8 protein-coding genes are annotated in these 12,891 nt (G+C 73.1%); 3 read left to right on the forward strand and 5 right to left on the reverse strand.

Annotation, left to right across the window (positions count from 1 at the left end):
- Positions 1 to 57 precede the first annotated feature (57 nt).
- A complete protein-coding gene (locus ACFXAZ_RS29150; RefSeq protein WP_384597229.1) occupies positions 58 to 1,473 on the forward strand; it encodes an MFS transporter in 1,416 nt (471 codons plus the stop codon).
- Positions 1,474 to 1,677: 204 nt separating this feature from the next.
- A complete protein-coding gene (locus ACFXAZ_RS29155; RefSeq protein WP_384597231.1) occupies positions 1,678 to 3,981 on the forward strand; it encodes a SpoIIE family protein phosphatase in 2,304 nt (767 codons plus the stop codon).
- A 100-nt stretch (positions 3,982 to 4,081) separates the two neighbouring features.
- Here ACFXAZ_RS29155 and ACFXAZ_RS29160 read toward each other — a convergent pair whose 3' ends face one another.
- The 5 genes from ACFXAZ_RS29160 to ACFXAZ_RS29180 form a co-directional block, all read right to left on the reverse strand.
- The gene (locus tag ACFXAZ_RS29160) at positions 4,082 to 5,458 is read right to left on the reverse strand and encodes an amidohydrolase family protein (protein ID WP_384597233.1); all 1,377 of its coding nucleotides are present in this window, start codon (positions 5,456 to 5,458) and stop codon (positions 4,082 to 4,084) included.
- The gene (locus tag ACFXAZ_RS29165) at positions 5,455 to 7,173 is read right to left on the reverse strand and encodes an amidohydrolase (RefSeq protein ID WP_384597235.1); all 1,719 of its coding nucleotides are present in this window, start codon (positions 7,171 to 7,173) and stop codon (positions 5,455 to 5,457) included. Before ACFXAZ_RS29165 ends, ACFXAZ_RS29160 begins: the two co-directional genes overlap by 4 nt.
- A 93-nt stretch (positions 7,174 to 7,266) precedes the next feature.
- Positions 7,267 to 8,742, reverse strand: coding sequence for an NAD-dependent succinate-semialdehyde dehydrogenase (locus ACFXAZ_RS29170; RefSeq protein ID WP_384597237.1), 1,476 nt, complete (start codon positions 8,740 to 8,742; stop codon positions 7,267 to 7,269).
- Positions 8,743 to 8,854: 112 nt separating this feature from the next.
- Entirely contained in the window at positions 8,855 to 10,165 is a 1,311-nt protein-coding gene (locus ACFXAZ_RS29175; protein ID WP_384597239.1) for a M24 family metallopeptidase, read from the reverse strand.
- Complete coding sequence (locus tag ACFXAZ_RS29180) at positions 10,162 to 11,109, reverse strand: NAD(P)-dependent oxidoreductase (protein WP_384597241.1); 948 nt, start codon at positions 11,107 to 11,109, stop codon at positions 10,162 to 10,164. Before ACFXAZ_RS29180 ends, ACFXAZ_RS29175 begins: the two co-directional genes overlap by 4 nt.
- Positions 11,110 to 11,413: 304 nt before the next feature.
- Between ACFXAZ_RS29180 and ACFXAZ_RS29185 the strand changes: the two genes are divergently transcribed.
- Positions 11,414 to 12,460 carry a LacI family DNA-binding transcriptional regulator gene (locus ACFXAZ_RS29185; RefSeq protein WP_384597243.1) on the forward strand — a complete coding sequence of 349 codons (1,047 nt, stop codon included), beginning with the start codon at positions 11,414 to 11,416 and terminating at the stop codon, positions 12,458 to 12,460.
- Positions 12,461 to 12,891 lie beyond the last annotated feature (431 nt).

The following is a 12,891-nucleotide window of genomic DNA, read 5'->3' on the forward strand; positions in this document are numbered from 1 at the left end:
CCAAGCGAGACCCACGAGACAGGGGCATCCCTCATGTCTTCAGCCATGTCTTCGGCCATGTCTTCCGTCATCACCGCCGGGGGCGCGCGGGTCACGGCCGGTCCCACCCGCCCGGCAGCCCCCGAGCACCGGCTCCATCCGCCGCACCGGCCGCACTTCCGCGCCTATTCGTTCGGCTTCTGGGCCGTCACCTTGGCATTCCTGGTGAACATGGGCTTCTCGGCGGTCCCCACCCCGCTGTACGTGCTCTACCAGCAGCGCGACCACTTCTCCACCATCATGATCACGGTCATCTACGCGGTGTACGCGGTCGGCGTGATCGCCAGTCTCTTCCTCGCCGGTCATCTCTCCGACTGGATCGGCCGCAAGCGGGTCCTGGTGCCCGCGCTGCTGCTCAATGTGACCAGCGCCCTGATCTTCCTGCTCGCGCCCGGCCTCGTCGGGCTGCTGATCGCCCGGGTGGTGTGCGGACTGGCCATCGGCCTGACCACCGCCACGGCCACCGCCTATCTCGGCGAACTGCACCTGCGCCGGTTCGGCGGCGAGGTCTCCCCGCGGCGCGCCCAGGTCGTCGCCACCGCCGCCAACCTCGGCGGCATCGGCGTCGGCCCGCTGGTCGCCGGGTTCCTCGCCGAGTACCTGCCCGGCCCGCTGCGGCTGCCCTACATCGTGTTCGCCGCCGTCCTGCTGGTGCTGGCCGTGCTGGTGGCGCTGTCGCCCGAGACGGCCACCCGGCCGGACCCGATGCCCCGCTACCGGCCGCAGCGCGTCGCCGTCCCGCGCCCGGCCCGCCGGCTGTTCTTCGCCGCCACCGCGACCGGGCTGGCCGCCCTCTCCGTGTTCGGCGTCTTCACCTCGCTGGCCCCCAGCTTCCTGGTCGACACCCTGCACCAGGACTCGCACGCCGTGGCCGGGCTGGTCGCCTTCGCGGCCTTCGCGGCGGGCGCCGGTGCCCAGGTCGCGCTCAGCCGCGCCGACCTGGTCCGCACCCTGCGCGTCGCCCCGTATCTGCTGGTCCCCGGCCTCGCCCTGCTCACGGCGGGCATGTGGCTGCCCAGCCTGGCGCTGTTCGTGGTCGGCGGTGTGCTCACCGGCGCGGGCGGCGGGCTCGCCTTCCGGGGCGCGCTGACGGCCGCCGGATCGGCCGCCCCGCCCGAGTCCCGGGCCGAGGTCCTCTCCGGGTTCTTCCTGGGCGCCTACATCGGTCTCTCGGTGCCCGTGGTGGGCCTGGGCGTGGCCGGGCTGTTCGTCTCGTCCCGGGTGGTGATGCTGGCGTTCGTGGTGCTGGTGGCCGCCGCGATCGTGCTGTGCGGCCGGGCGGTCCTGGCCCATCGGCGGGACGGGGAGGCGGTCGGGGGTGACGGTGACCCGGGTCGGCGGGGCGGCGATACGGCTCACCGCGACGCCGATGCCGATGCCCGAGCCGATGCCGATGCCGATGCCGATGCCGACACGGCGGTGCGGTCCGGATAGCCGGGACGCCGGGACGGCGGGATATCCGGGCCGGTGGTCTGGGTGGACCGGCGGCAGGGTACATATCGGGATATACACCCCGACCCCCGGCCGGTCCCCCCGGTCCCCCCCCGGGTCTCAGTCGGTCCCAGCCGGTCCCGCCCGGCCCGAGGGGCCGATTGCCGCACCGAGTTCGGCGCGACACCGGGGCCTAGCATGGAAAGTATGGACGGTATGGACCATATCGGCGATATAGGCGGTATGGGCGGTGATGCCGCCCTGCGGACCGACCGGCGCGTGGCCCTGCTGGACGCGCGCCGGGACGCCTGTCTGGCCGCCGCCCTGCGGGGCATCCACGCCCGGCTGCACCCCGGTACCAGCACCGTCTACCTGGTGACCGGCGGTCCCGCCGACGCCACCGAGGGTGACTCGGACGCCCCCGCGATGCTGCTGCCCGTCATGGCCGTCGACACCCCCCTCGGCTTCACCCTCACCCCCGGCATGCCGACCGACGACAAGCGGTTCTCCTCGGCCCTCGCCCACCGCACCGGCAAGCCCGTGATCTGGGACAACGAACGCGTCCGCAGGCTCGTCCGGAGCGAACCCGCGATGATCCAGTACGTGCCGTACGCGATGGTCGTGGTCTCCGTGCCCATCCGCACCCAGCGGCACCGCTTCGGCATCCTGACCCTGCGCTGGGCCCCGCCCCGCGAACCGAGCGCCGAGACCGTCGAGTTCCTCACCGACGCCGCCGACCGGCTCGCCCTCGAACTGGAGGCGCTGGCCGGACAGGGCGCACGGCTGGAGCCGCCCCCCGCACCCGTGTTCATCCCGGAGAGACCCGAGAGCCCCGAGCACTCCGGCACGGAGTGGGGCCCCGCCTCCAGCACCGGCTTTCTGTACCGCTTCCAGCGGCTGGCCACCGGCCTCACCGCCGCAGGCGGTGTCCGGGACGTCGTCGCCACCAGCCTGTCCGAGGTGGTCCGGCCCTTCGGCGGCCGGGCGATGGCCCTGTGCCTGACCGAGCGGGGCCGGCTACGGGTGGTGGGGACCGCCGGATTCGCCCGCCCGGAGCTGCGCGGCCTCGACGGACTGGTGCTCACCGGGCACTGCCCGGAGGCGGACACCACCGTCGGCCTGCGTCTGCTGTCCTTCCCGTCGGCCACCGCGCTGCACCGCGCCTACCCCGGACTGGACCGCTACGACGACGACTCCAGCGCCTGGCTCTTCCTGCCGCTGATCGCCGACGGACACGCGGTCGGCTGCTGTGTCATGGCCGCCGAACGGTCCTGCACCCTGCACGACGCCGACCTCTCCGTCCTCATGATCATGCTGGGCCAGGTCGGCCAGGCACTCCAGCGGGCGCGGGCCTACGAGCGCGAACACCTGATCGCCCGCAGCATGCAGCACGGACTGCTGCCCCGCACCCTGCCCCACCTCCCGGAGATCGTCTCCACCGCCCGTTATCTGCCCGCCGACGCGGGCGCCCAGCTCGGCGGCGACTGGTACGACATGATCCGGCTGCCCGTCGGCAGCGGCGTCGGCAGCGGTGTCGGGCTCGTCATCGGGGACGTCGAGGGTCACAGCCTGGAGGCCGGCGGCACCATGGGTCAGCTCCGCAGCGCGGTCCGCGCCTACGCCACCGAGGGCCACGACCCCGCCGGGGTGCTCAACCGCAGCAACCGGCTGCTGGCCGCGCTCGACACCAACCACTTCGCCACCTGCTGCTGCCTCTGGCTCGACCTCGACACCGGTACGGCGACCATCGCCTGCGCCGGCCATCCCGTCCCGGTGATCAGCGGCCCGCAGGGCGAGGGTGTCGCCCTCGATGTCCCGGTCGGCCCGCCGCTCGGCGTCGACGCCGAATCCGTCTACCGTCAGACGGAGTTCGCGCTGAAGCCCGGCTCCGTCGCCGCCCTCTACACCGACGGCCTGCTCGACCTCGGTCACCGGGACGTCGACACCGGTGTGGCCCTGCTGCACAGCACCCTCGCCGACGGCCGTGACGAGGACCTGGAGATCCTCGCCGACCGGCTGGTGGGGGCCGCCGGCTCGGCCGCCCTGCGCGTCGACGACCTCGCGCTGCTGCTGGTGCGCTACGACGGACACAGCGAGGGCCCGTACGGGCATGTCGCCCAGGTCTTCGTGCAGCGCCGGGATCTGCGGCACGTGGGCAGGCTGCGGCACTATCTGCACGAACTGCTGCCCGGCTGGGGGCTCGCCGGGCTCCAGGACGAGCTGGAACTGCTGCTCACCGAGGTGGTCACCAACGCGCTGGTGCACGCCGACAGCGATGTCGACGTACGGCTGCGGGAGTACCCCGACCATCTGCGGGTCGAGGTCCGCGACAGCGACCCCCGGCCGCCGCTGCTGGTCACCGACCTCGGGCCCGGGGAGACCGGGGACGCCGAGGCCGAGTCCGGCCGGGGCATGCTCATCGTCGACGCGCTGGCGTCGGCGTGGGGCAGCTCACCGGCCGGCCGGGGCAAGACGACCTGGTTCGAACTGGGCGTGCCGCGGCGCGGCTGACGTCACGGCTCGGACCACGGACGGGCTCGCACCATGGACGGGCTCGGACCACGGACGGGCTCGCACCATGGACGGCTCGCACGACGGACCGGAGTACGGCTCACGCCGTGGGCGGGGCCCACAGGGTGCCGGTCAGCAGGCGGTCGCGGGAGGTGCGCAACCGCTCCTGGAGGGCGCCGAGATCGTGGTCGAGGAGCTTGCCCGCCCGTTTGACCGGGCGGCCCGCCACATAGACGGAATGGACGTTCTCGCTGTCGGACAGGGTGACCGCGGCGGGGAGGTGGTTGACCAGCCCGAGGCTCGGGGTGTCCACGGTCAGCAGCAGGATGTCCGCCCGCTTGCCCGGGGTGAGCGAGCCGATCCGGTCCGCCATGCCGAGCGTGCGGGCGCCCTCCAGGGTGGCCATCCGCACCACGTCCCGGGTGGTCAGGGCCAGTTCGCCGGGCCACTCGCCCCGGCTGAGGGCCTGATGGTTCTGCCAGCCCCGCTCCGCCTCCAGCGTGCCGCGCATCTCGGCGAAGAGACTCCCGCCGACGCCGCTGACCACATCGACGCTCAGACTGGGCCGGATGCCGGCCGCGATCAGCCGCCCGGTCGCCGGATAGCCGTGCCCCATCTGCATCTCGACCCGGGGCGAGATCGACACATGGCCGCCCGAGTCCGCGATGAAGCGCAGTTCGTCGTCCGTGCAGGTGTTGCAGTGGACGTACACGATGTCCGGGCCCAGCAGCCCCTCCTTCGCCATCCCCGTGACGGCCCGTTTCTGGCCCAGCGGCCCCGCGCCGACGTGCAGCGACGTCGGGATGCCCAGCTCCCTGGCCAGCCGCACGTCCCGGGCGGTCTCCGCCAGGGAGGAGAACTCGGGGCCCAGGCTGGCCAGCGCCAGGGTGACCAGCTGCTCCGAGGTGCCGGGCGAGCCGGGGGAGCCGGCGGCGTCCTGGGCGGCGAAGTACGTCGTCGCCACGCGGGCCAGATCGGCCGCGTACCAGTCGGCGGCCGGTGACCCCGGGGCCCCGTACGCGAACACCGCCCGCATGCCCGAGTCGTTGAGCGCGGCGACGGCCGCGTCCGCGTGCTCCGGCGTGTTCATGATGTGCGACCAGTCCAGGACCGTGGTCACCCCGCCGTTGAGGCACTCCAGCGCGCCCATCAGATCGGCGATGTAGACGTCCTCGGCGGTGAAGCGCGGGCCGAGGGTGCCCAGCATGCGTTCCGCGTACTGGCCCAGCGTCCAGTCGGCGGCGATCTGCCGTACCGCCGACTGCCACAGATGGCGGTGGGTGTCCACCAGGCCCGGCAGCACGATCATGCCGGTGGCGTCCACCACCTCCGCGCCGGTCGCCGGGATGTCCGGGCCGACGGCCACGATCAGGCCGTCCCGCACCAGGACGTCCCCGCGCGGCAGATCGCCCAGCTCCGGGTCGACGGTCAGGACTGTGCCGCCGCTGATCAGCAACTCATGACTTATCGCGGTCATCGCGGGACACCCGCTTTCGGATCGGCGCACGCGTGGACGGTCCGTCCGCCGACCACGGTCAACTGCGCGGTGAGGGAGGGGACATCGGCGGCCGGTACGGTGAAGTAGTCCCGGTCGAGCACGGCGAAGTCGGCCAGCGCGCCCGGGTACAGATGCCCGCGCTCGCTCTCCTCGTACGAGAACCAGGCGCTGCCCCGGGTGTAGAGGTGCAGCGCCCGTTCGCGCGAGAGCCGGTGGCGCGGGGCGCGCTCCACGGCACCGTCCAGGGAGCGGCCCTCGACCAGCCACCACAGCGCCAGCCAGGGGCTGTAGGAGGAGGCGCGGGTGGCGTCCGTACCGGCGCCGAGCGGCACGCCCGCCGCCAGCAGATCGCCGAGCGGTGGCACCGACGCCATGCTGCCGGGGCCCCACGCGCGCTCCGAGGAGCCGCCCTTGAACACCTGGTGGTCGTCCACGATCACCCCCGCGCCCAGCGCCTTCAGCCGGCGGATGTTGCCGGGGCTGATGGTGTCGGCGTGCGCGAGCGAGAAGCGCAGGGCGTCGATCGGGGTCTCGCGGTGGACCGTCTCCCAGGCGTCCAGGATGCGGCCGATGGTGGCGTCCAGCACCGCGTGGATGTGCATGGGCCAGCCGCGCCGGGCGACCCGGCGGGTGATGGCGAGCAGCTCGTCGTACGCGCTGTCGTCGAGGTGGAAGGGGGTGAGGCCCTCGAAGTCGTGGCAGCCGTAGTGGATGATCTCGCCCGCCCCGAGGGTGCGCAGAAAGCCGTCGCCGAAGCCGCTGCGGGCGTGCCGCAGCCAGCCGTCGAGCTGGTCCAGCTCCTGCCCGGCGTCCACGGCGGACGCGAACAGCCGCATCCGGACGGTCAGTTCACCGGACCGCCACAGATCGAACAGGGCGTCGTAGCGCTCGGGGGACATGCCGAAGCCGCCCGCGTCGACCACGCCGGTCAGGCCCGCCGCGTTGAGGTCGGCGAGCATGGTCCGGGTGGACGCGCGCTGCTCGGCCCGGCTCGGCTCGGGGATCGCCGCCATGCAGCGGGTGAACGCGCCGAGCCCCCGGATCACCCCGGTGGCCCGGCCGGTCGCCGGGTCCCGCTCGACCGTGCCGCCGTGCAGCCCGGTCCAGTCCTCCAGGCCGACGAGGTCCGCGGCCCGGCTGTTGAGCACCGCCACGTCGTACAGGGCCTGCACATACACCGGCCGATCCGGCGCGACCGCGTCCAGCTCGGCCCGGGTCGGCGGCCGGTTCTCCTCGAACTGGCAGGGGTGCCAGCCGCCGATCGCGAGCACCCAGCCGTCCGGCGGGGTCTTCAGGGCCCGCTCGCGGATGCTGTCCAGGGCGTGGCTGAGCCGTGGCATGCCCTGCCAGTGCAGCTCGCCGGACCAGGTGGCCCCGGCGCGCACCGCGTGCATGTGGCCGTCGATCAGCCCCGGGATCACCCGCCGCCCGCCCAGCTCGACGACCTCGGTGTCCGGCCCGGCCCGGCCCAGCAGCGTCGCGGTGTCCCCGAGGGCGGTGATCCGGCCCCGGGTCACGGCGAGGGCTTCGTACTCAGGGAAGGGGCGGGAGCCGGTGGGGCCGGTGGGGCTGATGGGGTCTGCGGGTTCGATGGGATCCGTGGGATCGATGGGGCTGGTCGGCAGTCCGGGCCAGATCCGGCCGTTGACGTAGACCGCGTCCGGTGCCGTGGCGGCGGAGTGGGAGTGCTCCATTCCGAGGTTCCTTTCCGTCCGGGACGTCGCTGTCCGGAGGGGTACTGGCGGGCCTGGCGGGCGGCCCGGTCACACGAGAGGAGCGAGGTCCGCTCACCACGACAGGGCGAGGTACTTGGACTCGGTGTACTCCAGCAGCCCCTCGTGCCCGCCCTCGCGGCCGATCCCGCTCTGCTTGGTGCCGCCGAAGGGGGCAGCCGGGTCGGAGACCACCCCGCGGTTGAGCCCGACCATGCCGGAGTCGAGCCGCTCGCCGACCCGCAGGCCACGGGCGAGGTCGCCGGTGTAGACGTAGGAGACGAGCCCGTACTCGGTGGCGTTGGCCAGCGTGACGGCCTCGTCCTCGGTGGTGAAGGACACCACGGGGGCCACCGGCCCGAAGATCTCCTCCGCCAGCACCGGGGCGCCCGGCGGTACGTCCTTGAGGACGGTCGGCGGGTAGTAGTACCCGGTGCCCGCGACGGGCTCGCCGCCGGTCACCACCGACGCGCCGGCCCGTACGGTCTCGTCCACCAGCTCCGCCACCTTGTCCCGGCTCTCCGCGTTGACCAGCGGGCCGAGCTGCACACCGCTGTCCAGGCCGGGGCCGACCGTCAGCGCGGCCATCGCGTCGGCGAGCCGCCGGGTGAACTCCTCGGCGACGGACGCTTCGACGTAGAAGCGGTTGGCGGCCGTGCACGCCTCGCCGCCGTTGCGCATCTTGGCGACCATCGCGCCTGCCACGGCCGCGTCGAGATCGGCGTCCGCGAAGACCAGGAAGGGCGCGTTGCCGCCCAGTTCCATCGAGCAGTTGACGACCGTGCGCGCGGCGGCGGCCAGCAGGGTCCGGCCGACCTCGGTGGAGCCGGTGAACGACAGCTTGCGCACCCGGGGGTCGTCCAGCATCGCGCCGACCACCGCGCCCGAACGCCGGGAGGGCAGTACGTTGACCACCCCGGCGGGCACCCCCACTTCCTCGAAGAGGGCGGCGACGGCGAGCGCGGTCAGCGGGGTGTCACTGGCCGGCTTGAGGATCACCGTGCAGCCGGCCGCGAGCGCCGGGCCGATCTTCCGGGTGGCCATCGCGGCCGGGAAGTTCCACGGTGTGACCAGCACCGACACCCCGACCGGCTGGCGCAGTACGAGGATCTTGTTGCCGCCGGAGGGCGCGGTCTGGACGCTGCCGAGGGTGCGTACGGCCTCCTCCGCGTACCAGCGGAAGAACTCGGCGGCGTACGCCACCTCCGCGCGGGCGTCGGTCAGTGTCTTGCCGTTCTCCAGCACGATCAGCTCGGCGAACTCCTCGGCCCGCGCGGTCATCAGGTCGAAGGCCCGGCGCAGCAGCTCGGCCCGCTCCCGGGGCGCGGTCGCCGCCCAGCCGGGCAGCGCGGCATCGGCCGCGGCGACGGCGTCCAGCGCGTCCTCGGGGGTCGCGGCGGCGACATCGGCGAGTCTGTCGCCGGTCGCCGGGTCATGGACGTCGAATCGGGCGCCGTCGCCGGAGGGCCGCCACCGGCCGCCGATGAACAGGTCGGTGGGGACTTTCTCGATCCGGAGCCGGGCGGCGGAGCCCGGGTGGTGTGCGCTCACTGCTGTATCGCCTTCCGCGCGGTCGAAGTGGGTGACTCTCGGGTGGCCGGCCTCCGGGGAGGGTCGAGACCGGCCACCGGCTCGAAGGGGGCGCTTTCGCCGGGTACGCGGTTCAGTACGCGTTGGCGACGAACAGTTCCTGCGCCGGGAACTTGGTGAGGATGCGCGGACCGTCGGCCGTGACGACGACCTCCTCCTCGATCCGCGCGGCGGAGAAGCCGTCCGAGGCCGGGCAGTAGGTCTCCAGCGCGAAGACCATGCCCTCCTCGATCTCCACCGGATGCTCCATGCTGTTGAGCCGGCTGATCACGGGCCGTTCGTGCAGCCCGAGGCCCAGTCCGTGCCCGAACTGGAGCCCGAAGGCGGCCATCTCGTTCGGGAAGCCGAACTCGGTCGCGGCCGGCCACACCCGGGCCACGTCGTCCGTGCCGATCCCCGGCCGTACGACGGCGATCGCCGCGTCCATCCACTCGCGGGCCCTGGTGTAGGCGTCCCGCTGGGAGGCGGTGGAGCTGCCCACCGCGAAGGTGCGGTAGTAGCAGGTCCGGTAGCCGTTGTACGACTGGATGATGTCGAAGAACGCCTGGTCGCCGGGGCGGATCAGCCGGTCGGAGAAATTGTGCGGATGCGGGTTGCAGCGCTCGCCGGAGACCGCGTTGATGGCCTCGACCTGGTCCGAGCCCATCTCGTACAGCCGCTTGCTGGCCAGCGCGACGATCTCGTTCTCCCGGATGCCGGGCTTGAGCACGTCCACGATGTCCTGGTAGACGCCGTCGACCATGGCCGCCGCCATCGACAGCAGGGCGATCTCGTCGGAGGACTTGATGGCCCGCGCGTCCAGCATCAGCTGCTGCGCGTCGACGACCCGCAGGCCCTGGCGCTGCATCTCGAACAGGAACGGCGGCTCCACGATGTCCACACCGACCGGCAGGTCCGCCACTCCGGCGTCCTGGAGCATGCCCTTGATCTCGCGTACGGCCGACTCCATCAGCCCGGCGTCCGGGGCGATGGCGCCGCGCAGGCCGAGCATCCCGGCGCGGGAGTTCTCCGGCTTCAGCCAGGGGGCGTACAGCTGGTGGTGGCGGGCGGCGGAGCCGAAGTCCCACAGCACCGGGTCGCCGCCGTCGCGGGTCAGCAGCGCGTAGCGGGTCATCTTGTCGCCGAGGGCACCGCCGATCCAGGTCTGGGTGGAGTAGCGGATGTTGTAGAAGTCGAAGAGCAGGAAGGCACCGCACTCACTGGCGTCCAGCGCGGCGCGGGTACGGGCCAGCCGGTAGGCGCGCAGCCGGTCGTAGTCGACGCGTGTCTCGTAGTCGACCGCGCTGTGACCGGGGGCGGGGATGGGGCGGGCGGGGGTGTTCACGGTGCCGTTCGCGGAGGTGTTCACGGGGGTGTTCGTGGGAGCGTTCGCGCGGGTCGTCATCGGGTCTCCTCCGTCAGGCCGTCGTCCACCGCCGTGCCCTCCGGCTCCAGGGTGACGCCGGAGCGGCGGGCCTGCTCCAGGATCAGGGTGGCGAAGTCGTCGGCGGTGTGCCCGGCGCCCACCGCCGACTGCACCAGCTGGGCGGTGGCGGAGGCGACCGGCATCGGGACCTCCAGCTCGCGGGCGGCGGCGAGTCCGAGGTCGAAGTCCTTGCGCAGCAGCACGTTGGTGAAGGTGGGGGTGAAGTCCAGGTTGACCAGCGCGGGCGACTTGTACCGGGTGAAGACCGAGCCCATCACCGAGTCGTTGAGGAACTCCAGGAAGGCCGCGCGCCGCACCCCGCCCTTCTCGGCGAGCAGCGTGATCTCCGCGAGCGACTGGGTGACCACGCCCAGGAACACGTTGTGCGCGATCTTCACCAGGCGGGCCACCTCGTCGTCCCCGACGTAGGTGACACCCCGGCCGAGCAGGTTCAGCAGCGGCTCCACGGCCTCGTAGACCTCACGGGGTCCGGAGACGGCGACGGTGAGCATCCCGGCGGCGATCACCTTGGGGTTGCCGCTGACCGGGGCGGCCAGGAAGTCGGTGCCGCGCTTGGTGGCCTCGTCGCGTACGAGAGCGGACGCCTCGGTGGAGACGGTCGAGCTGTCGATCAGCACCTTGGGCGCGGAGCCCGCGGTGAGCACCCCGCCGGGGCCGGTGGTGACGGACTGGAGGTCGGCGGAGGCGGAGACCATCACGAAGACCACGTCCCGGTCGGCGAGCTGGTCGGGCCGGTCCACGATCGTGGCGCCCTTCTCGGCGAGCGGCTCGGCCTTGGCCCGGGTCCGGTTGTACACGGCCACGTCATGGCCGGCGTCCAGCAGCCGGGCGGCCAGCTGGTAGCCCATCCGGCCGGCTCCGATCCAGCCGATGCGGGGGCGGTCGGTGGCGACGTACGTCATGGTCTTTCCTCACTTCGGGAGAACTCGGGACTCCGGGAGAACCCGGGGAGATCTTCGAGAACGGCTCGGGGCGGCCGGGGATGCGATGTCCGCGTTCGATCGCGGTGCGGTGGTGTGCGAGAAGTGCCTGCCGGGTCCCCGGGGCGGCCTGGTCCCGGGGCGGCCTGGCCCCGGCGCTACGGGCTTGTCATCCACCCGGCTCTGCAATCGATTGCAGTCATCGTTGTCCCGTTTCCGTGAAGCTGTCAAGAGGATGAGATGCAATCGATTGTTACGAGTACCCGATTGTCCCTACACTGCCGGGGTGAACAAACGCCCGACCATCGCCGACGTGGCCGCCCTCGCGGGGGTGCACAAGGCCACCGCGTCCCGTGCCCTCGGCCCCAGCACCAGCGCTCTGGTGAACGCGGCGACGGCCCGGCGGGTGCGCCAGGCCGCCGAGCAGCTCGGGTTCACCCCCAACTCGGCCGCCCGGAGTCTGCGCACCAACCGTTCCTTCACCGTCGGCGTGCTGCTCCCCGACCTCACCAACCCGCTGTTCCCGCCCATCGTGCGCGGGATAGAGGAGGCGCTGGGCCCGCGCGGCTACACCGCGCTGCTCGCCAACACGGACAACGACGAGGCCAAGGAGCGCGCCGGTTTCGACGCGCTGCGCGGGCGTCAGGTGGACGGATTCATCGTCGCCACCGCCCGGCGCGAACACGCCCTGCTGGACCGGGCGCGGGCGGCGGGCGTCCCGATCGTGCTGGTCAACCGGCGGACCGACGATCGGCTGCTGCCGTGGGTCGCGGGCGACGACGCCACCGGCATGACCCTCGCCGTCGAGCATCTGGCCGGCCTCGGGCACCGGGCCATCGGCCATGTGGCGGGGCCGTCGTCCATGTCCACGGGGGTGATCCGCGCCCAGGCGTTCCGCGCGGCGGCCGAGGCCGCCGGGATCGGCCCGGGGGCGGCGCCGGTGGTGGAGAGCGAGGCGTACACGGTGGCGGCGGGGGAGCGCGCCACCCGGGACCTGCTCGACCGGTACCCCGCCACCACCGCGATCTGCGCGGGCAACGACCTCATCGCCCTCGGCGCCCTGCGCGCGGCCCGCGCCCGGGGGCTGCGCTGCCCGGCGGATCTCTCCCTGGTCGGCTTCAACGACATGCAGTTCGCGGACGAGTTCCAGCCACCGCTGACCACCGTGCACGTGCCCCACCTCGACCTGGGCGCGGAGGCCGCCCGGCTGCTGCTGGAACAGCTCGACAGCAACGAGGAGCAGGGCACGCCCACGCCTTTGGCGAAGACGGTCCTGCTCCCGGTACGGCTGGTGGTACGGGCGTCGACGGCGGCGCCGCGCGGCGGGGGCTGAGGGCGCCGGTCAGGTGTGCGTGCGGGCGGCGGGGCGCGGCGGTGCTCATGGGCGTTGCTCGGCCGGGCGGAGTCGACGGTGCTGCCTGCGGGGCGGTGCTCGTGGGCGTCGCCGGGCCGCGTGGCCGGGGATGGTGGCTGTGATGGTGTCGGCGCGCGGTGGTGGTTGTGATGGTGTCGGCGTGCGGTGGTGGTTGTGGGTGCTGCTCGGGTGTACGGGCCGGCGGCGCCGTGCGGCGATACTCACGGGCGTTGCTTGGCCGTGTGGCTGAGGGAGTGGCTGTGGTGGTGGTCGAGGGTGCTGCTCCGGTGTACGCGACCGGCGCCGACGGTACGGCCGCGCGGCCGGTGCCCATAGGCGTCGCGCGGCCCCCCGACGGGCCGCGGGGGCCCCCCCCGTTGGCGGTGGGGGCCCCCCCCCCCCCCCCCCCC

It is taken from the genome of Streptomyces sp. NPDC059477 (genome assembly GCF_042749375.1).
Lineage (GTDB): Bacteria > Actinomycetota > Actinomycetes > Streptomycetales > Streptomycetaceae > Streptomyces.